Raw genomic sequence first — 19464 nt, forward strand, 5'->3', positions numbered from 1 at the left:
CGGCCCGCAACACAGAAAGGGCGTCCGGAGCGATCCGGGCGCCCTTTCTGCGTACCCGGGCCGCCGCTTCGAACAACATAGATCATACGGATAGTCGCGGCACCTCACGCGTTTGAAACAGCGCGACAAAATGGAAGGCGCTCGTCAATGCCGCGTATTACCGCCGTCCGGCGTCACCGGGTCCACTCCCATTCCGGCTGAGTCGCCGACGCACGCCGGTCCGGCACCCGCTTCCCCCAAGGCTGGTCAGCGCCCGCGCGGCATCCTGCGCGTGCTCGGCAGCGGCATCATCACCGGCGCGGCAGACGACGACCCGTCCGCGATCGGCACCTATGCGAGCGCGGGCGCGAAGTTCGGGCTCGCCTTCCTGTGGATCGCGCCTGTCCTGCTGCCGATGATGTTCGTCGTCACCTATGTCTCGGCCAAGCTCGGGCGGGTGTATGGCAAGGGCCTGTTCGCGGCGGTGCGCGACCGATACTCGCCGTGGCTGCTCTACCCGCTGATGCTGGGCGCGTTCATCGGCAACATCATCGAAGCCGCAGCGAACCTCGGCGGGGTCGGCGCGGCGCTCAACCTGCTGGTGCCGATCCCGATCCCTGCGATCGTGCTGGCGGTCGCGGCGGGCGTGGTACTGTTCCAGATCTTCGGCAGCTACGATCTGCTTCGCAGCATCTTCCGCTGGCTGACGCTCGCGCTGTTCGCCTATGTCGCCGCCGCGATCCTCGCCAAACCCGACTGGATCAAGGTCGCCGCCGCCACTGTGCAGCCACACGTCCGTCTCTCGTCCGATTTCCTGGCGATGGTGGTGGCGTGCATCGGCACGTCGCTGTCGGCCTATGTCTATACCTGGCAATCGAACCAGGAAGTCGAGGAGCAGATCGACGAAGGCAAGACCACCCCGCGCTCGCGGCGCGGCGCGAGCGCGCGCGAACTCGCGCGTACCCGGCGTGACGTGCTGACCGGCATGATCTTCGCCAACATCATCCTCTATTTCATCATCCTGTCCACCGCGACGACGTTGCACCCGCAGGGCGACACGCAGATCGACAGCGCCGCGCAGGCCGCGCAGGCGCTCGAACCGCTTGCCGGCGCGGGCGCGAAATGGCTGTTCGCGCTGGGCGTGGTCGGGGTCGGCTTTCTTGCGGTGCCGGTGATGACGACGGGCGCCGCCTATGATCTGGTGCAGGGGCTCGGCCGCAAGGGCAATCTCCACAGCAGACCGCTGGAGGCGAAGCTGTTCTACGGCGTGATCCTCATAGTGACGATCGTGGCGGCGGGACTCAACTTCCTTGGCTTCAATCCGATGCGCGCGCTGGTCGTGTCGGGCATCGTGCAGGGCTTTTCGGTGCCGCCGCTGCTGCTCATGATGATGCTGATGACCGGCGATCGCCGCATGATGGGGGAACGGCGCAACAGCCTGCTGCTGAGCGTCGCCGGCTGGGCGACGACGCTTGTCGCCTTTGCCGCGACCGCCTGTCTGGTGGCGAGCTGGTTCTGGTAAGGCGCACGCCGTTCATCGGGGGTTCGTGTTGACTGCGGAAAAGCATGCGTCCCAGCCGGCCGAGGATCACCCGCGTGTTTACCCCTTCCCTCCGCCATCGTCACATATGACAACGCCGACGCCGCATCATGCCGACCGTGCGCTGAGCGCGCTGCTGTTCGTGCAGGCGCTGTCGCTGTTCGCGGCGATCCCGCTGTCGGGGCAGCATCCGGCGTGGCATGTCGTGCTCGACGCGGGGCATCTGGTGTTCGCCGCGGTCTCGGTCTGGGTGCTTGCGCACAACCGTGTCACCCAGGGTGCTTTGCTTGCCGCGCTGGCGTTGCTCGCGGTCGGCCCGATCGTGGGCGAACATGCGATGGGGATCGGCGCTGCGCCGATGCATGCGGTGATTGCGCTCACCGCCTTTGTGTTCAACGCGCTGGTGACGGCGCTGATCGCCCGGCATGTGTTCGGCCCCGGCCGCGTGACCGCGCACCGGCTGCGCGGCGCGGTGCTGGTCTATCTCAACGTCGCGCAACTGTTCGCGATCGGCTACGGGCTGATCGAGGCGCGCGCGCCGGGCGCGATCGTGATGGCCGACGGGCACCGGTTCATCGCCGGCGCGGGCGAGCGGACCGCGGCGCTCACCTATTTCAGCATCGTGACGATCACCACCAGCGGCTATGGCGACATCGTGCCGCTGCACCCGCTGGCGCGCAGCCTCGCCAATCTGGAGGCAGTGTTCGGGCATCTGTTCCCCGCCACGTTGCTGGCGCGGCTGGTCGCGCTGCACCTCGCCCATGCCGACACGCCCGAGGGAAAAGGTGACGCGGGCGGTTAAGCACCCTATCTCTGGTGGATGCCCAAACGCCCCCCCGCCGGCCTGCCCACGCGCGAGCAGATCCTCGACTTCATCACCAGCTCGCCCACGCCCGCCGGCAAGCGCGAGATCGCGCGCGCCTTCGGCCTGTCCGCGCAGGACAAGATCGCATTGAAGGCGTTGCTCAAGGACATGGCCGACGAGGGGCTGATCGACAGCGCGCCAGGCCGCGCCTTCCACAAGCTCGGCGGCTTGCCCAAGGTGACGGTGCTGCGCATCGCCGATGTCGACGATGGCGGCAACGTGTGGGCGGTGCCCGAGAAGTGGGACGCGGAGACCCCCGCCCCCCGCCTGCGCGTGCGCGAGCGCAAGCACGGCGCGCTGGCGGTGGGCGACCGCGTGCTGGCGCGCACCGAGGAGGCGGGCCAGGGGTGGATCGCGCACCCGATGAAAAGCTTCGCGCGCGGCGAGGAGCTGATCCTCGGCGTGCTGCACGAGGAAGGCGGCAAGCTCTGGCTGCAAGGCGTGGAGAAGAAGGAGCGCCGCGAGTTCCCGGTCTCGGACGCGGGCGGCGCCGCGTCAGGCGATCTCGTGCTGGCGGAGAAGGCCGGCCGCCCGCCGCGCATCACCGCACGCGTGACCGAGCGGCTCGGCGATCCGTTCGCGCCGCGCAGTTTCTCGCTGATCGCGATCCACAAGCTCGGCATCCCCACCGTGTTCGCGCCCGAGGCGATCGAGGAGGCGCACCGCGTCGCAAAGCAGCCGCTCGGCGCCATTGGTGAGGGGGGCCGCGAGGATCTGCGCCACCTGCCCATCGTCGCGATCGACCCTGCCGATGCGCGCGACCATGACGATGCGGTGTGGGCCATGCCCGACGACGATCCCGCAAACCCGGGCGGCTGGCAGGCAATCGTCGCGATCGCCGACGTCAGCTTCTACGTGCGACCGGCGGACGCGATCGACAAGGAAGCACGGCGGCGCGGCAACAGCGTCTATTTCCCCGATCGCGTCGTGCCGATGCTGCCCGAGGAACTGTCGGCGGACATGTGTTCGCTGAAAGAGGGCGTCGATCGCGCGGCGTTGGTGTGTCACCTGCGGATCGGCGAGAACGGCGCGCTGCAAAGCTGGCGCTTCACCCGCGCGGTGATCCGCGTGACCGCCAACATCGCCTATGAGGACGCGCAGGCGATCATCGACGGCACGCACGACGACGAGACGCTGTTGCCGGTGCTCGCGCCCCTGTGGGGCTGCTGGCGCGCGCTGTCCAAGGCGCGCGCGGCGCGCCAGCCGCTCGACCTCGATCTGCCCGAGCGCCGGGTGATGCTCGACGAGAAGGGCCGCATCCTCTCGGTCGCTCCACGCGAGCGACTCGACGCGCACATGCTGATCGAGGATTATATGATCGCTGCCAACGTCGCCGCCGCCAAGGCGCTGGAGGCGAAGAAGGCGCCCGTCATGTACCGCGTCCACGAGCCGCCGAGCCGCGAGAAGCTCGTCGCGCTGAAGGATTACCTAAAGACCTTCGGGGTCGAGTTCGCACTCGGCCAGGTGATCCGCCCGGGCACGTTCAACCACATCCTCGAGAAGATCGGCGACGTGGATTTCCGCCCGCAGATCATGGAGCAGGTGCTGCGCACGCAGACGCAGGCCTATTACACGCCGCAGAACCACGGCCATTTCGGGCTGGCGCTCGGGTCCTACGCGCACTTCACCTCGCCGATCCGCCGCTATGCCGATCTGCTCGTCCACCGCGCGCTGGTCGATGCCTACAAGCTCGGGCCGGGTGGCCTCACCGCGGGCGAAGCCGCGGCGATGGAGAAGATCGGTCAGTCGATCTCGATGTTCGAACGCCGTGCGATGGAGGCCGAGCGCGACACGATCGACCGCTATGTCGCCGCCTTCCTCGCCACGCGCATCGGCGAGGTGGTCGATGTGCGCATCACCGGCGTGGCAAGCTTCGGCTTCTTCGCGACCGTCGAGGGGATCGGCGGCGACGGGCTGATGCCGGTGCGCGACATCGGCCGCGAATATTTCCGCTACGACGAGGCCGGGCGCCGGCTGGTCGGCGAGGAAACCGGCACCGAATATGCCAGCGGCATGCGGCTGCAACTGCGGCTGGCGGAATCGAACCCGGTGTCGGGCGCTTTGCGCTTCGAGATGGTCGAGGGCGGTGCGCGGCCTGCGCGCGAGGAACGTGGGGCTCCGCGCGTCATCAAGCGGCGTGGACGGCCGGCGAACATCCGGCATCAGGGGAAGAAGCGCTGACCGGGCGCCACGCCAGCGCCACGACCATGACCGACGCCGCGAACATGGTCGCCGGATTGAGGATGATCTGGAGCGAGTATTCGCCAAAGAAGACGTAGTTCTTCGGCGAGAGCAGCAGGCAGGCGGCGATCACCGCGATCCACTCCGCGCGTCCCAAACGCGCCTCGCGGCTCGCCATCATAGGCACGGCCGCGAAACACAGCAGATGATAATCTACGATGACCGGGGTCGCGAGGCAGTAGGTGCACGCCGTCACGAACACCAGCACCGTCTTCGACAAGCTGCGGAGCCAGAAGGTCGCAAGCCCCGCCGCGAGCAAGCCGAGCGCGGCCAGCGACGCGCCGCCATCCATGCCGGGATGGTAGCCAAACGTCAGTTTGAGCGCGCCGAACAACGACGATCCGTACCACAGCCCCATGTCGCCCACCACGTAGACGCGGTAATATGTCGCCAGTCCCCCGCCGAACGTGGCCATGGTGTAATCCGGAAACATCGCGTGCGCCGTCAGTGCACCGAGCACGAGCGTGCCACAGCCCACGATCGCGGTGGTGGCGAACACGCGCCACCGCTCCTGTTGGAACAGGATCAGCAGCACCAGTCCGAACAGGATGGCGTTGGGCCGGATGTTGACCGCAACCGCCAGCAGCGCGGCTGCGGCGACCGGACGCCGCTGCTGCTGCGCCCATAGCAGCGACTGGATCACGAGCAGCGCCACAGCGCCGGCTTGCAGATTGCCGCGCGTCAGCACCATCAGCATCGGATAGCTGAGCAGGCCGAGCCGCAGCCAGCGCTCCGCCAGATCGCGCGAGCCGGCGTTGCGCCCAACAAGCGCGACGTAGCAGCCGAGCAGCGCGGCGGCCGACGCGAGGAATACGGCAGCGGGATCGAACAGCCGCATCGCGCGCAGCTCGGTCAGATAATACGCCATCGTCAGCGGCATCATCTGCAACGGGTTGAGCGGGGCTGCCGACAATGCTGCGATGCCTGGATAGGGCTGAAACGCGGCCGCGCGCGCGATCCGGTCGTGAAGACCGAGGAAATGGCTGGGGCGGACCTCGGCGCCGCCGGGAAAACCGAGCGCGGCTTTGAAGAAATCCGCGAACAGATCGGTCGGCGCGAACAGGAAGGTGCTATACGGCCAGTGTAGACCCAGCGCACGGCAGCCGAGGTTGAAGAGCGTATTCAGTGCGAACAGCACGAGCATGATCCGTGCCGCCCGATCCGCGACCTTCAGGGAAGCAGCGCGCCCGGCTTCGTTCCGCACAATTCTCCCTTTCCCCCTACACAGCGCAACGACTGGCGTACCCCAACTTGGTTAGCAAAGGCTTTCCTCCGGCGCGGCTTGGCCTCGGTGCGCATGCAAGCTAGGCAGGCGACGATGATCGCCACCCCCGCCTGGCCGCCGCAATCGACCCCGCGCCTGTTCGTCGAACAGTCGCTCGCCCCCGGACAGATCCGTGTCGAGGGTGCGCAGGCGCATTACCTCGTTTCGGTGATGCGCACCAAGGTTGGCGATCCGGTCAAGCTGTTCGACGGCGTGTCGGGCGAGTGGCTGGGCGTGGCGAGCGCGGTCGGCAAGCGCGACCTGATCCTCGACGTGACCGAACGGCTGCGGACGCGGGAGCATGTTCCCGATCTGTGGCTGTGCGCGGCGCCGCTCAAGAAAGGGCGCGTCGACTGGCTGGTCGAGAAGGCGTGCGAACTCGGCGTCGCGCGGCTGGTGCCGACGCTGACGCGGCGCACCGTGGTCGACCGGCTCAACCTGGACCGGCTGCGCGCGCACATGATCGAGGCGGCCGAGCAATGCGGGCGCACCGCCGTGCCCGATCTCGCCGAGCCGGTGAAGCTGCCCGCTTTGCTGCGCGACTGGCCAGCCGGCCGTACCCTCTATTTCGCGGACGAGGCCGGCGGCGTCCCCGCGCTCGCGGCGATGCGCGACGGACCTGCGCAAGCGGCGATCCTGATCGGCCCGGAGGGCGGCTTCGACGACGACGAACGGGCCGCCATCCGGGCGTTGCCGGGTGCGGTCGGCGTGTCGCTCGGACCGCGTATCCTGCGCGCCGACACCGCCGCCGCCGCCGCGGTCAGCCTGTGGATGGCGGCGCGCGGCGACTGGTAGCGGTTAAAGCGCGGCGAGATCGATCGGCTGGTGCCGGTCGAGCGTGCGGCTCGCATCGGCCATCGGATATTTGAGGCCGGTGGCGCAGTTGAACAGCACCGCGCTCTCCTCCTCGTCGATCAGCCCGAGCCGCAGCGCCTCGCGGTATGCCGCCAGCGTCGCGCCACCTTCGGGGCAGAGCAACAGCCCGTCCTTGCGCGCGCAATCGTCCACAGCCTTCAGGATCGCGGGATCGCCGACCGCCATCGCCTGTCCACCGCTCTCGCGGACCGCGCGCAGGATCAGGAAATCGCCGACCGCGCGTGGCACGCGGATGCCCGCCGCCACAGTCGCGGCATCCTCCCAGCGTTCGGCATGCTCAACGCCCTCCTCGAACGCGCGCACGATCGGCGCGCAGCCGCTCGCCTGCACCGCGAACATCTTCGGGCGCTTGGAGCCGATCCAGCCGAGCGCCTCCAGCTCCGCGAACGCCTTCCACATGCCGATCAGCCCGGTGCCGCCACCGGTGGGATAGAAGATCGCGTCGGGCAACTGCCAGCGCAACTGCGCGGCGAGCTCGAGCCCCATCGTCTTCTTGCCCTCGATCCGGTACGGCTCCTTGAGGGTGGAGAAATCGAACCACAACCCCTCGGCCGCGCCCCGCGCGACGATCGCACCGCAGTCGTCGATCAGCCCATTGACGCGATATACGCGCGCGCCCTGCATCGCGATCTCGCGCACGTTGATCTCGGGCGTGTCGTCGGGGCACAGCACGATCGTCTCGATCCCGCAGCGTGTGGCGTACGCGGCGAGCGCGGCGCCGGCATTGCCGTTGGTCGGCATCGCGATCCTGGTCACGCCGAGCGCCTTGGCCATCGACACCGCCATGACGAGCCCGCGCGCCTTGAACGAGCCGGTCGGCAGCCGCCCCTCGTCCTTGACCAGCACGTTCGGGCCGCCCGACTTCGCGATCGGCACCAGCGGCGTCTCGATCTCGCCCAAACTGACGACATCGGCGGTGCGCCGCACCGGCAGCAGCTCGCGCCAGCGCCACAGATCGGTCGGTCGCGCCTCGATCATCGCGCGCGGCGCGGCAGCTCGGATCGCATCGAGATCGTAGCGCACCAGCAGCGGCTTGCCCGCCCGCGACAGGCCGTGAAGCTGATCGGCTTCGTAACGCTCGCCTGTCATCGAGCATTCGAGATGCGTGACGAAGGTGGGCCGCTCGGCGGTGAGGTTGGGGTTCGGGTTCACCACTGACCACCCGCCTCCGCGATCGCCTTCAGCAGCGCGCGCTTGCTGGCGGTGCGACGCAGACCGGCGTTGCGGGGAAGTTCGGTGATGCCGGTTTCGGCGCGACGCCGTTCCACATAGGCGGCGAGGTCATCCAGCGAGATTGGCTTCGAACGATCCAAGGTCATAGTCGCCTGCCGTTTCCTCAAAAATTCTGCGGGACAGATAGGACCGATCGACATGGCTGTGAAGCGCAAGCAATGCACGAGCCTGCGCCTCCAATTTCCGGCGCCGACCCGGACCCAAATTGCGCGACACGATCCGCGATCATGTCTTCGATGGAGACGAAGGCAGCCATGCCATCCTCGTCCAGATTCACGAGAAGCACGCGTTCCCGGTCCGCCAGACTTTTGAACAAGCTAGAGGCCACGACCTCGAACCCCAGTTGCATGTCAGGACGAAGCCAGCCGCGCGCCAGCTTTCCGGAACCACGAGGTTTCACGACTCCCAGCGTCTGCAACGCGTCTTCGAACGCCGATTGACGGGCAGTCGAAATGTCGAAGTCGCCGGTCATCATGGCGCTGCGAGAATATAGTTCTACCGCCGCGCCACCCACCACAACGGGAGCATCGTAACCCTGATCGGTCAGAATCCGGCTCGCGCGAGCGAACAAGCGAAGTGCGGCCTCAAACTCAGGCCGGTACTTCGCCCCGCGACTCACCCCGCCTTCGCTACCGCCACCAACGCCGGGCGCAGCAGCCGGTCCTTGATGACGTAGCCAGCCTGCATTTCCTGCACGACCGTACCCGGCTCCTTGTCGCTCGGCATTTCCAGCATCGCCTGATGGAAGTTCGGATCGAGCTTCTCGCCGATCGCGACGATCTTCTTGATGCCGTGACGCTGGAACACCGATTCCAGCTCGCGGCCGGTCGCCTCCAGTCCGGTCACCAGCGCCTTGAACTTGTCGTCGGCGCGCAGTTCGGCGGGGATCGCACCCAGCCCGCGTTCGAGATTGTCGGCGACCGACAGCAGGTCGCGCGCGAACGACGTCGCGGCATAGGCGCGCGCGTCGGCGGCTTCCTTCTCGGCGCGGCGGCGGACGTTCTGCGCCTCGGCATGTGCATAGAGCACCGCCTTCTTGGCCTCGGCAAGTTCCGCTTCGAGCGCGTTCGTGCGGTCATGCTCGGCGAGTTCGGGCGACGCCTCGGCGGTTTCCTCACGCAGATCGGCGGCGGCTTCGTTGGCGTTTTCTTCGATCATCATACAGTCCCGGTTCTTTAATCCGTTAGCCGCGGCCCATCGCTCTCGCTAAGGCCGCGGCAGTGAAATCAACCATGGGGACAACGCGCGCATAGTTCAACCGAGTCGGGCCGATCACGCCGACCACGCCGACCACGCGCCCGTCCAGTCCCCGAAACGGCTTGGCGATCACCGACGATCCCGACAGCGAGAACAACTTGTTCTCCGCGCCGATGAAGATCCGCGTCGCATCGCCCGCGCTCGCACTGTCGAGCAGGCGGGCGATCTCCTGCTTGCCCTCCAGATCGTCGAGCAGATCGCTGATCCGGTCGAGATCGGCGGCGGCGGCGGCGTCGATCAGCCGGCCCTGCCCGCGCACGATCAGCACCGGGCGGCGGTCGCCATCCTCGCTCCACACCGCCAGGCCCTGTTCGATCAGCAGCCGCGCGGCGCTGTCGACCAGTGCCCGCTCCTCCGCCATCTCGCGCTCGATGCGCTGCCGCGCCTCGGCGAGCGTCAGCCCGGCGAGCATCGCGGTCATGTAATTGCCCGCTTCGATCAGCGCGGGAATCGACACGCCGGCGGGCAGATCGACCACGCGGTTCTCGACCGATCCGTCCGCGCCGACTAGCACCGCCAGCGCCTTTTCAGCCGACAACGGCACGAAGCTCATCTGCCGCAGCACCAGTTCGCGCTTGGGCACCATCACCAGCCCCGCGCATGCCGACAGGCCCGACAGCGCGGCGGTGGTGGCGGCGAGCGCCTCCTCGACAGGCCCCGCCTGCTGCACACGCGATTCGATTGCCGCGCGCTCCTCGGCGGAGGGTTCCATCGCGTGCATCATGCCGTCGACGAACAGGCGAAGGCCGGTCTCGGTCGGCATGCGCCCGGCGCTGGTGTGCGGGGCGGCGAGCAGGCCGAGTTCCTCGAGATCCTGCATCACGTTGCGGATCGAAGCCGGGGACAGGTTGAGGCCCGACAGATGCGCGATGGTGCGCGATCCGATCGGCGCGCCGGTGCTGAGATAGCTCTCCACCACGACGCGAAACACGTCGCGGGCGCGATCGTTCAGGTCAGTGACGGGGGCGGCGTGCATGGCCACTATGTGGGGTAGGATCGGGCGCGGCTCAACCGGGAATGTCGCACGCACGAGGTGCGCTCCTCGCCAGCGGATAAGAGGGTGACACGCCCTCGGCGCAGCGATACGGCTCGGCACGACCTTATTTCGGAGAACGACCATGCGCCCATCCGGCCGCACCCCAGACCAGATGCGCGCGATCACGATCGAGCCGCGCTTCACCAAACATGCCGAAGGATCGGTGCTGATCGGCTTCGGCGAGACCAAGGTGCTCGTCACCGCGTCGGTCGAGGAGAAGGTGCCGCCGTTCATGCGCGGCAAGGGCGAAGGCTGGGTGACGGCCGAATACGGCATGCTTCCCCGTGCCACGCATACGCGTGGGTCGCGCGAGGCCGCAAAGGGCAAGCAGTCGGGCCGCACACAGGAAATCCAGCGGCTGATCGGGCGGAGCTTGCGCGCGGTGACGGACCTGAAGCTGCTTGGCGAGCGGCAGATCGTGCTCGATTGCGACGTGATCCAGGCCGACGGCGGCACGCGGACCGCCTCGATCTCGGGCGCATGGGTCGCTCTGCGGCTGGCGATCGACGGGCTGATGGCGCAGGGCAAGCTGACCGCCGATCCGCTGACGCAGAAGGTCGCGGCGATCTCGTGCGGGATCTACAACGGCACGCCGGTGCTCGACCTCGATTACGACGAGGATTCGAACGCCGACGCCGACGCCAATTTCGTATTGCTCGAAGGCGGCAACATCGCCGAGGTGCAGGCCACCGCCGAGGGCGCGACCTATGACGAGGAAGCGCTGCTCCGCCTTCTCCGCCTCGCCCGGATCGGCTGCGCGGACATCTTCGCCGCACAGGCACGCGCGGTCGCGAAGTGACCGACGCGGTGGTGCCGCAGGCGATCCGCAAGCTCGCCCCCGGCAAGCTCGTCATCGCCAGCCACAACGAGGGTAAGGTGCGCGAGATCCGCGCGTTGCTCGCACCCTACGGCGTCGAGGCGGTGTCGGCCAAGGAACTCGACCTGCCCGAGCCCGAGGAGACCGGCACCACCTTCGTCGCCAATGCCGAACTGAAGGCGCTCGCCGCCGCCGACCTGTCGGGCCTGCCTGCGCTCGCCGACGACAGCGGGCTGTGCGTCGACGCGTTGGGCGGTGAACCCGGCGTCTACACTGCCAACTGGGCCGAAACGCCGACCGGGCGCGACTGGGGGCTGGCGATGCAGAAGGTCGAGGATGCGCTGGCCGCGAAGGGGCCGGACGCCTCGCGCGACGCGCATTTCGTCTGCACGCTCGCGCTGGCGTGGCCCGACGGGCACGTCCAGTGGTTCGAGGGGCGCGCCGAGGGGCATCTGACGTGGCCGCCGCGTGGGGTCATCGGGTTCGGCTACGATCCGGTGTTCGTGCCGTTCGGTCGCGACGAGACGTTCGCCGAGCTACCGGCGGAGGAGAAGGCGGCGATCAGCCACCGGGCGGATGCGTTCCGCCAGTTGGTCGCGGCGGTGTTCTGAAGGGCGGTTCAGCAGGCCGGAGCATAACGGGCGGGAAGACAGCGCTTCCCGCCCACTATATCGATATCACGCCAGCTTAATTGCAGGGCACCTTGTTGCAGATCGACTGCTGCAAGTCCCCGTCGTCATAACAGAAATAGCAACCGGTCGGATCATCGATGAAGATCGGCGAACGCGCCGTCACGTCGTCCGGCTTGCCGATCTCCACACAATAGGATGGCAGGGCCTTGCCGCTCGCGTCGCGAGCCTCCCACTGCACCTTTCCATCTTCCATGACGCCGGAGATGGTGACGCCATTTTGCGTCACCTTCTCGAACCGTCCGCTCGATCGGTCGAGCCGCATAAGATCGTCGTCGTCAGCGAAAGTAATGGGTTTGAGGGCCATAAAGTCTCCTCTCGCGCGCCTTCCAGAAGTGAAGGACGGCGCAACGTACATCAGCACAGCCGAGAGTCAAACGCTCGGGATCCGCAGGATGTGCCCAGAACCCGATCAAAACCTGCACCGGTTCGCAGCAACACCAACAATCAAACACTTACATGAAGCACGACGAGAAGCATTTTTTACATTGCCATCCACAATGGATGCATTGTCAAAGACGACGCCGCGCGTTGACCTCCGCTCGCGATTGCCCGCGCAGCCGATCCTCATCATGTTCGGTCGTGGATGGCAGCGCTCGCGATGCGCGCCGCTCACCCCTCGACCATCTCCGCCAGTTCCAGCCAGCGCAGTTCCGCCGCTTCCTTCTCTGCGCGCGCCTTCGCCACCGCTGCGGTCAGCGTCTCGAACTTGGCGAAATTCTTCGAGTACAGCGCCGGATCGGCCAGCAGCGCCTCGTCGCGCGCGATCTCGCCGTCGAGCGCCTCGATGCGCTTGGGCAGCAGTTCGTAATCGCGCTGGTCCTTGTAGCTCAGCTTGACCTTGGGCGCGGGCGGCGGGGGCGGTGCGGTCGGCTGAACTTTCCGCGGATTCTCGCGCTTGCCGCCGCGCGCTTTCTCGCGGCGCTGGCGTTCCCAGTCCTCGTAGCCGCCCGCGACGACATCGACCGTGCCCGAACCATCGAGCCCAAGCGTCACCGTCACCGTGCGATCGAGGAAGTCGCGATCATGGCTGACGATCAGCACGGTGCCGTCGTAATCGCCGATCACGTCCTGCAACAGATCGAGCGTTTCGAGGTCGAGATCGTTGGTCGGCTCGTCGAGCACCAGCAGGTTCGACGGCTTGGCGAACTCGCGCGCGAGCAGCAGGCGCGAGCGCTCCCCGCCCGACAGCGTGCCGATCTTGGCGTCGATCATATGCCCGTCGAACAGGAAGTCCTTGAGATAGCCGATGACGTGCTTGCGCACCCCCTGCACGTCCACCCAGTCGCCGCCCTCGGATAGCACTTCGCGCACCGTCTTCTGCGGCTCCATCTTGCTGCGCTGCTGGTCGATGACGATCGCCTCGATCGTCTGCGCGAATTTGATCTCGCCGCTGTCGGGCGCGAGCGTGCCGGTGAGCAGTTTGATGAGCGTCGATTTGCCAGCGCCATTCGCGCCGACGATACCGATCCGGTCTTTCCGTGTGATGCGCAACGTCAGATCGTCGATGATGGTGCGCGGGCCGAAGCTCTTGGAGATATGCTTGGCGTCGATTACCACCTTGCTGCGCGCATCGTCGGTGCCGATCGTCAGGTTGGCGGAGCCCTGCGGCCCGACCATCGACGCGCGTTCGGCGCGCATCTCCAGCAGCTTGGTCAGCCGCCCCTGATTGCGCCGCCGCCGCCCGGTGACGCCGCGCAGCAGCCAATGCTCCTCGATCTTCAGTTTGGCGTCGAGCCGCTGGGCATTGCGCTCCTCCTCGGCATAGACCTGCTCGGTCCACGCCTCGAACCCGCCGAAACCGATCTCGGCACGCCGAAGCGCGCCGCGATCGAGCCACAGGGTCTGCTTGGTGAGCCGCGTCAGGAAGGTGCGATCATGGCTGATGACGACGAAGGCGCCACGGAAGCGGTTGAGCCATTCCTCCAGCCAGTCGATCGCGGCAATGTCGAGGTGGTTGGTCGGCTCGTCGAGTAGCAGCACATCCGGGTCGAGCGCGAGCGCACGCACGATCGCCGCGCGGCGGCGCTCGCCGCCCGAGGCAGACGCGGATTCGCGCGACAGGTCGATGCCGAGCTGGTCGGCGATCGCATCTGCCTCATAGGATTGCGGGGCATCGTCGCCGCTCTGCACGTAATCGCGCAAGGTCGGGAAGGTGCGCAGGTCCGGCTCCTGTTCGAGCAGCACGACTCGCGTACCCGGCTGGATGCTGCGCCGCCCTTCGTCGCTGTCGATCGCGCCGGCGATCAGCTTGAGCAAAGTGGTCTTGCCCGCGCCGTTGCGCCCGATCAGCGCGAGCCGGTCGCGCTGGCCGACCTGAATGTCGAGGCCGCGGAACAGCCAGCCGGAGCCCTGGATGACGCCGAGGTTTTCGTAAGCGAGGATAGGTGCGGGCATGGCGTGCGCCTAACGCTTTAGCAAAGCTAAAGCGAGAGCCAAGCGCAGCGAGGCCGGCGCACGCCCGGCCGGCGGGCCGCAAGGCCCGTCCGACGACGCGGCTTTGCCGCGGCGGGGCTGAGGGTATCGCAATATGCGATACCCCCTCCCCGTTCGCCCCGAGCGAAGTCGAGGGGCACCCGGCGCGCAGGTGTCTCGACTTCGCTCGACACGAACGGTTTGGGAAGCCGGGAAAGCAGCGCGGCGTCGCGTGGCGCTGCTCGGCTCTGCGCGCGTGGCAGCGCGCCCGCCCACCCCCGGGCCGACGCGGGAGTAAATCCCGCGTCGTCGGACGGGTTCGGCTTCGCCAACCCGCCGGCCGGCCTCGCGGCGTCTCGCGGGCAGCTTCGCTGCTCGCGTGCGCCGCGGGCTATTCACACCCTATTCAACGCCCTCTCCCTATGCGACACGCCATGAAGATGCCCGTCGCCCTCGCGCTGTCCCTGCTTGCCGCCGCGCCACTCGCGCCGGCCGCCGCCGTGGCGTCGCAGCAGCGCGACCAGCAGCAGGCGTGGCGCGCACGCCAGCAGGGGCGCATTCTGCCCCTGCCGGAGATCGAAGCGCGGGTGTTGCCGACGATGCGGGGCGCCAAATATCTCGGCTTCGACTTCGAAGGGGAAAGCGGCATTTACACGCTCAAATTCCTGCGCGATGGCGTGGTCATCTGGGTCGACGTCGATGGCCGCTCCGGCCAGATCATCGGCCGCACCGGCCATTGAGCCCATCCGGGCCAGCATTCCAAGGGGACCATTATGCGCGTTCTGATCGTCGAGGACGAACCCAATCTCGGCCAGCAGCTCAAGAATACGCTTGAGGGCGCGGGCTATGCGATCGATCTCGCCACCGATGGCGAGGAAGGCCTGTTCCTTGGTTCGACCGAAAGCTACGACGCGGTCGTGCTCGATCTCGGCCTGCCCGAGATCGACGGGCTGACCGTGCTCGACCGCTGGCGCAAGGAAGGCAAGGTGATGCCCGTGCTGGTGCTCACCGCGCGCGATAGCTGGTCGGACAAGGTCGCCGGGCTCGATGCGGGCGCGGACGATTACGTCGCCAAGCCGTTCCAGTCGGAGGAACTGATCGCCCGGCTGCGTGCGCTGATCCGCCGCGCTAGCGGAAACGCCTCGTCCGAGCTGATCGCCGGCGACGTGCGGCTCGACACGCGCAGCGGCAAGGTGACGTTGGCGGGTGAGCCGGTGAAGCTGACCGCGCAGGAGTATAAGCTGCTCAGCTACCTGCTCCATCACAAGGGCAAGGTGGTGAGCCGCACTGAGCTGATCGAGCATATCTACGATCAGGATTTCGATCGCGACTCGAACACGATCGAGGTGTTCGTCACGCGCATCCGCAAGAAGCTCGGGCAGGATGTCATCACCACGATCCGCGGCCTGGGCTACAGCCTCGAAGAGCCTCGGGCCTGAGGCCATCGTGTCGATGTGCGGCGCCTTCCCCCTTCGCCCTGACGGCCGCCGCTTGGGTGAGCCGCATGGTATGGCGGCATGACCGAAGCGCCTCTGGTCGACGCCTCCCCGCCCAACCCGCGCGTGCGAACGACAGGGTCGCTGTCGCGGCGGATGATCGGCATCGCGGCGGCGTGGATCCTGCTGCTGCTCAGCATCGGCGGCTATGCGCTCGACCGGGTGCTCAGCACCGCGATCACGCAGAATTTTGACGATCAGCTCGAATACGTCCTCAACGCCCAGATCGTCTCCTCCGAGATCGGGCCGGAGGGCGAGGTGATGTTCACCCGCGAGGCGGCCGACCAGCGTTTCCTTGAACCCTATTCTGGGCTGTACTGGCAGGTCAGCGCCAAGGGTCATGAGCCGTTCCCGTCACGCTCGCTATGGGACCGCCGGCTCGCTTATGGCGGCCAGCACAACGATCTCGGCGTCCACGTCTACGACAGCACACAGTTCGGCGACGAGAAGCTGCGCATCGTCGAGCGCGACGTGCAACTGCCCGGATCGCCGGTGCGCTGGCGGTTTCAGGTCGCGCAGAACCGCGCCGGACTGAACGCGCAGATCAAGGTGCTGCGCTCGACGTTGCTCAAGAGCTTCGCCTTGCTCGCCTTCGGGCTGATCGTGATGGCGGCGCTCCAGACCTTCTACGGGCTGTGGCCGCTCCGGAAAGTGCGCGAGGAGATCGCCCGGATGCGCGCGGGCAAGGCGCGCCAGATCGAGCGCGCGATGCCGATCGAGGTCGCGCCGATGGTCGAGGAGTTGAACGCCCTCATCGAGCATAACGAGAAGCAGGCCGAGGAAGCGCGCCGCCACGCCGGCAATCTCGCCCACGCGCTCAAGACCCCGCTCACCGTCATCATGAACGCGGCGACCGCGCAGGCCGACGACCTCGGCGAGACGGTGGTGCGCGAGGCACGAACGATGCGGCGGCAGGTCGACCATCACCTCGCGCGCGCCCGCGCAGTCGGCCGACGCGGCTCGGCGCACAGCCGTGCCGACGTGTGGCCGAGCCTCGAGTCGGTCGAGCGTGCGGTCGGGCGGCTGTACCGCCACGTCCGCATCGACACCGATGGCCCGAAGGACTTGCAGGTTCATGTCGAACGGCAGGATCTGGACGAAATGCTCGGCAATCTCGTCGAGAACGCCGCCAAATACGGCGGCGGCAGCGTGTTCGTGACGGTGAAGGCGCAGGCCGGCTTCGTCGAGTTCCTCATCGAGGACGACGGCATGGGCATCCCCGAGGAACAGCGCGCGCGCATCTTCGATCGCGGCGTGCGGCTCGACAGCGGCAAGCCCGGCACCGGGCTCGGCATGGCGATCGTGCGCGATGTGGCGGAAATCTACGGCGGCACCGTCGCGCTCGAGGAGAGCGAGGATCTCGGCGGGCTACTGGTGCGGCTGCGCCTGCCGGCGGCGAACTAACGCCTGTTCGTCTCGCATAACGCCCCCTCCGTTCGTGCTGAGCTTGTCGAGCACGTGCCGCAGGTGACGTCGATCGTTGCACGTGCTTCGACAGGCTCAGCACGAACGTGATCAAGGTATTGAAGGAACCGCGATGAATGTGGATCAGACTACGATCGGGACGCGCGACGCGACCGACGTCCTATATCAGCGCCCCTTCGCCGCGCTGCTGTTCGACATGGACGGCACGTTGCTCAGCAGCGTCGCCTCGGCCGAGCGCTGCTGGACGCGGTGGGCGATCGAAAAGCGCATCGACCCCGCGCATGTGCTGTCGATCATGCACGGCGTGCGCGCGGTCGATACGATCCGCCGGCTCGGCATCGCCGACCCCGAGGGCGAGGCGGCGCGGCTGACCGAGATGGAGATGGAGGACGTCGACGACATCGTCCCGATCGCCGGCGCGGTCGCGTTCACGGCCGCGCTGCCGCCGGAGAGCTGGGCGATCGTCACCTCGGCGCCGCGCCTGCTCGCCGAGCGCCGCCTCGCCGCCGCCGGCCTGCCGCCCCCCGCCGTCTTCGTCGCCGCCGAGGATATCACGACCGGCAAGCCAGCGCCCGATGGCTATCTGATGGCCGCGCGGTTGCTCGGTGCCGATCCGGGCGCGTGCCTGGTGCTGGAGGATGCCGCCGCCGGGATCGCAGCCGGGCGGGCGGCCGGGGCGGAGGTGCTGGTGCTGACCGCGACGCATAGCAAGCCGCTCGCCACCGACTGCGTGACGGTGGTGGATTACACCGGGCTGGTGCCGGATGTTACCGCTGACGGGATCGTGATCCGGCGCGATTGATCCCGTTCGTCCCGAGCAAAGTCGAGGGACGATGCGGAGCGCAGGTGTCTCGACTACGCTCGACACGAACGGTTCGGGCGTGCGACTCATCGCTTTCGCACCGCCTCCCGCGCTCGTGCTGAGCTTGTCGAAGCACGTGCCTCAAGCGATGCACTCCGGGCACGCACTTCGACAGGCTGAGTGCGAACGGACGTATTTACAGGCCGAGTGGTCAGGCCGCGACCGGCTCGCGCGCCAGCGACTGCATCGCCCGCGCGGCGATCTCGAGGCTGTGTTTGCGGGCGTCGTGATCGAACATCATGCTGGTCAGCATGATCTCGTCGATGCCGGTGCGTTCGATGAACGCGGCGATGCCGTTCGCGACGGTGCGCTCGTCGCCGATCGCCGAGCATTGCAGCACATGGTCGAGCATCGCATTGCCCTGCGCGCCAAGCCCGGCACGATAGCCCTCGACCGGCGGCGGGAGGCGACCGGGCGTGCCGGTGCGCAGCGCGATGAACGCCTGCTGCTGCGAGGAGGCGAGATACTCGGCCTCGGCATCGCTGTCGGCCGCGATCACGTTGAAGCCCGCCATCAGATGCGGCTTGGCGAGGAAGGCGGACGGCTTGAAGTCGCGCCGGTAGATCGCGATTGCCTCCATCAGCGCATCGGTCGCGAAGTGTGAGGCGAACGCGTAAGGCAGCCCCAGCATCGCGGCGAGTTGCGCGCCGAACGTGCTCGATCCGAGGATCCACAGCGACACGTCCGCACCCGCGCCGGGGGTGGCAGTGATGCCGGTCTGGCCGTCATCCGCGAAATAGCTTTGCAGTTCGAGCACATCGCGCGGGAAGGCGTTGGCGTCGCTCGCCAGCGTGCGGCGCATCGCGCGCGCGACGCGTTGGTCCGAGCCCGGCGCGCGACCGAGGCCAAGATCGATACGGCCGGGGAACAGCGCGTCGAGCGTGCCGAACTGCTCGGCAATGGCGAGCGGCGCGTGGTTGGGGAGCATGATGCCGCCCGCGCCGATGCGGATCGTGCTCGTCGCGGCGGCGACATGCGCGAGTACGACCGAGGTGGCGGCGCTGGCGATGCCGGGCATGCCGTGATGCTCGGCGGTCCAATAGCGGGTGAAGCCGAGTCTCTCCGCAGTGCGCGCCAGATCGGCGGCATTGGCGAGGCTTTGCGCGACGGAACCGCCCTGCACGACGGGCACGAGATCGAGGAGCGAATAGGCTGTCATGCAGCGAATGTAGGGAGGGGGGCGGCGGCTTACCAGACCGACCGGTACAAAAGGCGACGGCCTGCCCGGACCGCGAGGCAATCCGGCCGTTACGTGTCGCGCAGATGCCTCGACTTCGCTCGGCACGACCGGTTCAGTGGCGGACGCGCTGATCCCCGGCGCAGGCCGGGGTCCAGTTACGGAACCAGCTTAAACGGGCGCTGCGCCAAGTTACAGCAACCTTCCCGACTGGACCCCGCCCCCTTCGGCTGGCTGGCAAAGCCAGCCGCTCAGGACAGGCTTTGCCGGGGATCAGGTGCAGCTTGGGCCA

Annotated in this window: 19 protein-coding genes; 10 read left to right on the plus strand and 9 right to left on the minus strand. The window is 67.6% G+C overall.

What is annotated here, in order from left to right; all coding sequences use genetic code 11:
• Positions 1-130: 130 nt before the first annotated feature.
• The 3 genes from AC3ANX_RS15280 (at position 131) to AC3ANX_RS15290 (ending at position 4565) form a co-directional block, all read left to right on the plus strand.
• Positions 131-1501 carry an Nramp family divalent metal transporter gene (locus AC3ANX_RS15280; RefSeq protein ID WP_488334113.1) on the plus strand — a complete coding sequence of 457 codons (1371 nt, stop codon included), beginning with the start codon at positions 131-133 and terminating at the stop codon, positions 1499-1501.
• Positions 1502-1607: 106 nt separating this feature from the next.
• Positions 1608-2321, plus strand: a complete 714-nt coding sequence (locus tag AC3ANX_RS15285) for a potassium channel family protein (RefSeq protein WP_488334114.1) — start codon at positions 1608-1610, stop codon at positions 2319-2321.
• Between the two features lie 18 nt (positions 2322-2339).
• On the plus strand, positions 2340-4565 hold the full coding sequence (locus AC3ANX_RS15290) for a ribonuclease R family protein (RefSeq protein WP_488334115.1): 2226 nt from the start codon (positions 2340-2342) through the stop codon (positions 4563-4565).
• Here AC3ANX_RS15290 and AC3ANX_RS15295 read toward each other — a convergent pair.
• Positions 4513-5763: a hypothetical protein gene (locus tag AC3ANX_RS15295; protein WP_488334116.1), complete on the minus strand. Its 1251-nt coding sequence runs from the start codon at positions 5761-5763 to the stop codon at positions 4513-4515. The two genes, AC3ANX_RS15290 and AC3ANX_RS15295, sit on opposite strands and share 53 nt — an antisense overlap.
• Positions 5764-5943: 180 nt before the next feature.
• Between AC3ANX_RS15295 and AC3ANX_RS15300 the strand changes: the two genes are divergently transcribed.
• Positions 5944-6684: a 16S rRNA (uracil(1498)-N(3))-methyltransferase gene (locus tag AC3ANX_RS15300; RefSeq protein ID WP_488334117.1), complete on the plus strand. Its 741-nt coding sequence runs from the start codon at positions 5944-5946 to the stop codon at positions 6682-6684.
• A 3-nt stretch (positions 6685-6687) separates the two neighbouring features.
• On the opposite strand, the gene AC3ANX_RS15305 is transcribed toward AC3ANX_RS15300, so the two are convergent.
• The 5 genes from AC3ANX_RS15305 to hrcA all read right to left on the minus strand — a co-directional run bounded on the left by AC3ANX_RS15305 (position 6688) and on the right by hrcA (position 10231).
• Positions 6688-7854, minus strand: a complete 1167-nt coding sequence (locus AC3ANX_RS15305) for a threonine synthase (RefSeq protein WP_488336969.1) — start codon at positions 7852-7854, stop codon at positions 6688-6690.
• Between the two features lie 59 nt (positions 7855-7913).
• Positions 7914-8084, minus strand: coding sequence for a hypothetical protein (locus AC3ANX_RS15310; RefSeq protein WP_488334118.1), 171 nt, complete (start codon positions 8082-8084; stop codon positions 7914-7916).
• A gap of 17 nt (positions 8085-8101) precedes the next feature.
• Positions 8102-8473 (minus strand): zinc ribbon-containing protein, encoded by a 372-nt coding sequence (locus AC3ANX_RS15315; protein WP_488334119.1) that lies wholly within the window; start codon positions 8471-8473, stop codon positions 8102-8104.
• A gap of 140 nt (positions 8474-8613) precedes the next feature.
• Positions 8614-9156, minus strand: coding sequence for a nucleotide exchange factor GrpE (gene grpE, locus AC3ANX_RS15320; protein WP_488336970.1), 543 nt, complete (start codon positions 9154-9156; stop codon positions 8614-8616).
• A gap of 25 nt (positions 9157-9181) precedes the next feature.
• A complete protein-coding gene (hrcA, locus tag AC3ANX_RS15325; RefSeq protein ID WP_488334120.1) occupies positions 9182-10231 on the minus strand; it encodes a heat-inducible transcriptional repressor HrcA in 1050 nt (349 codons plus the stop codon).
• A gap of 142 nt (positions 10232-10373) precedes the next feature.
• On the opposite strand from hrcA, the gene rph reads away from it, so the two are divergent.
• Positions 10374-11090: a ribonuclease PH gene (gene rph, locus AC3ANX_RS15330; RefSeq protein ID WP_488334121.1), complete on the plus strand. Its 717-nt coding sequence runs from the start codon at positions 10374-10376 to the stop codon at positions 11088-11090.
• Positions 11087-11719: an RdgB/HAM1 family non-canonical purine NTP pyrophosphatase gene (gene rdgB / locus AC3ANX_RS15335; RefSeq protein WP_488334122.1), complete on the plus strand. Its 633-nt coding sequence runs from the start codon at positions 11087-11089 to the stop codon at positions 11717-11719. The genes rph and rdgB overlap by 4 nt, the downstream gene beginning before the upstream one ends.
• Before the next feature lie 76 nt (positions 11720-11795).
• Here rdgB and AC3ANX_RS15340 read toward each other — a convergent pair whose 3' ends face one another.
• Together AC3ANX_RS15340 and AC3ANX_RS15345 are read right to left on the minus strand one after the other, a co-directional pair.
• Entirely contained in the window at positions 11796-12104 is a 309-nt protein-coding gene (locus AC3ANX_RS15340) for a hypothetical protein (protein ID WP_488334123.1), read from the minus strand.
• Between the two features lie 305 nt (positions 12105-12409).
• Complete coding sequence (locus AC3ANX_RS15345; RefSeq protein ID WP_488334124.1) at positions 12410-14194, minus strand: ABC-F family ATP-binding cassette domain-containing protein; 1785 nt, start codon at positions 14192-14194, stop codon at positions 12410-12412.
• Between the two features lie 452 nt (positions 14195-14646).
• On the opposite strand from AC3ANX_RS15345, the gene AC3ANX_RS15350 reads away from it, so the two are divergent.
• The 4 genes from AC3ANX_RS15350 (at position 14647) to AC3ANX_RS15365 (ending at position 17935) form a co-directional block, all read left to right on the plus strand.
• Positions 14647-14952 (plus strand): PepSY domain-containing protein, encoded by a 306-nt coding sequence (locus tag AC3ANX_RS15350; RefSeq protein ID WP_488334125.1) that lies wholly within the window; start codon positions 14647-14649, stop codon positions 14950-14952.
• A 33-nt stretch (positions 14953-14985) separates the two neighbouring features.
• Positions 14986-15651: a response regulator transcription factor gene (locus AC3ANX_RS15355; protein WP_488334126.1), complete on the plus strand. Its 666-nt coding sequence runs from the start codon at positions 14986-14988 to the stop codon at positions 15649-15651.
• A 78-nt stretch (positions 15652-15729) separates the two neighbouring features.
• Positions 15730-17112 carry a sensor histidine kinase gene (locus AC3ANX_RS15360; protein WP_488334127.1) on the plus strand — a complete coding sequence of 461 codons (1383 nt, stop codon included), beginning with the start codon at positions 15730-15732 and terminating at the stop codon, positions 17110-17112.
• 133 nt (positions 17113-17245) lie between these two features.
• Complete coding sequence (locus AC3ANX_RS15365) at positions 17246-17935, plus strand: HAD-IA family hydrolase (protein ID WP_488334128.1); 690 nt, start codon at positions 17246-17248, stop codon at positions 17933-17935.
• A 211-nt stretch (positions 17936-18146) separates the two neighbouring features.
• Here the strand turns inward: AC3ANX_RS15365 and AC3ANX_RS15370 are convergent, their stop codons facing one another.
• A complete protein-coding gene (locus tag AC3ANX_RS15370) occupies positions 18147-19154 on the minus strand; it encodes an LLM class flavin-dependent oxidoreductase (protein ID WP_488334129.1) in 1008 nt (335 codons plus the stop codon).
• Positions 19155-19464 lie beyond the last annotated feature (310 nt).

This window comes from Sphingomonas sp. BRN-1R (assembly GCF_057748035.1).

Coding starts and splice junctions, on each gene's coding strand:
- AC3ANX_RS15345 (WP_488334124.1), bottom strand. CDS start 14,194: ATGCCCGCACCTATCCTCGCTTACGAAAACCTCGGCGTCATCCAGGGC.
- AC3ANX_RS15315 (WP_488334119.1), bottom strand. CDS start 8,473: ATGATGACCGGCGACTTCGACATTTCGACTGCCCGTCAATCGGCGTTC.
- AC3ANX_RS15305 (WP_488336969.1), bottom strand. CDS start 7,854: ATGACAGGCGAGCGTTACGAAGCCGATCAGCTTCACGGCCTGTCGCGG.
- AC3ANX_RS15350 (WP_488334125.1), top strand. CDS start 14,647: ATGAAGATGCCCGTCGCCCTCGCGCTGTCCCTGCTTGCCGCCGCGCCA.
- AC3ANX_RS15365 (WP_488334128.1), top strand. CDS start 17,246: ATGAATGTGGATCAGACTACGATCGGGACGCGCGACGCGACCGACGTC.
- AC3ANX_RS15370 (WP_488334129.1), bottom strand. CDS start 19,154: ATGACAGCCTATTCGCTCCTCGATCTCGTGCCCGTCGTGCAGGGCGGT.
- AC3ANX_RS15285 (WP_488334114.1), top strand. CDS start 1,608: ATGACAACGCCGACGCCGCATCATGCCGACCGTGCGCTGAGCGCGCTG.
- rph (WP_488334121.1), top strand. CDS start 10,374: ATGCGCCCATCCGGCCGCACCCCAGACCAGATGCGCGCGATCACGATC.
- AC3ANX_RS15290 (WP_488334115.1), top strand. CDS start 2,340: ATGCCCAAACGCCCCCCCGCCGGCCTGCCCACGCGCGAGCAGATCCTC.
- grpE (WP_488336970.1), bottom strand. CDS start 9,156: ATGATCGAAGAAAACGCCAACGAAGCCGCCGCCGATCTGCGTGAGGAA.
- AC3ANX_RS15360 (WP_488334127.1), top strand. CDS start 15,730: ATGACCGAAGCGCCTCTGGTCGACGCCTCCCCGCCCAACCCGCGCGTG.
- AC3ANX_RS15355 (WP_488334126.1), top strand. CDS start 14,986: ATGCGCGTTCTGATCGTCGAGGACGAACCCAATCTCGGCCAGCAGCTC.
- AC3ANX_RS15300 (WP_488334117.1), top strand. CDS start 5,944: ATGATCGCCACCCCCGCCTGGCCGCCGCAATCGACCCCGCGCCTGTTC.
- hrcA (WP_488334120.1), bottom strand. CDS start 10,231: ATGCACGCCGCCCCCGTCACTGACCTGAACGATCGCGCCCGCGACGTG.
- AC3ANX_RS15280 (WP_488334113.1), top strand. CDS start 131: ATGGAAGGCGCTCGTCAATGCCGCGTATTACCGCCGTCCGGCGTCACC.
- AC3ANX_RS15310 (WP_488334118.1), bottom strand. CDS start 8,084: ATGACCTTGGATCGTTCGAAGCCAATCTCGCTGGATGACCTCGCCGCC.
- AC3ANX_RS15340 (WP_488334123.1), bottom strand. CDS start 12,104: ATGGCCCTCAAACCCATTACTTTCGCTGACGACGACGATCTTATGCGG.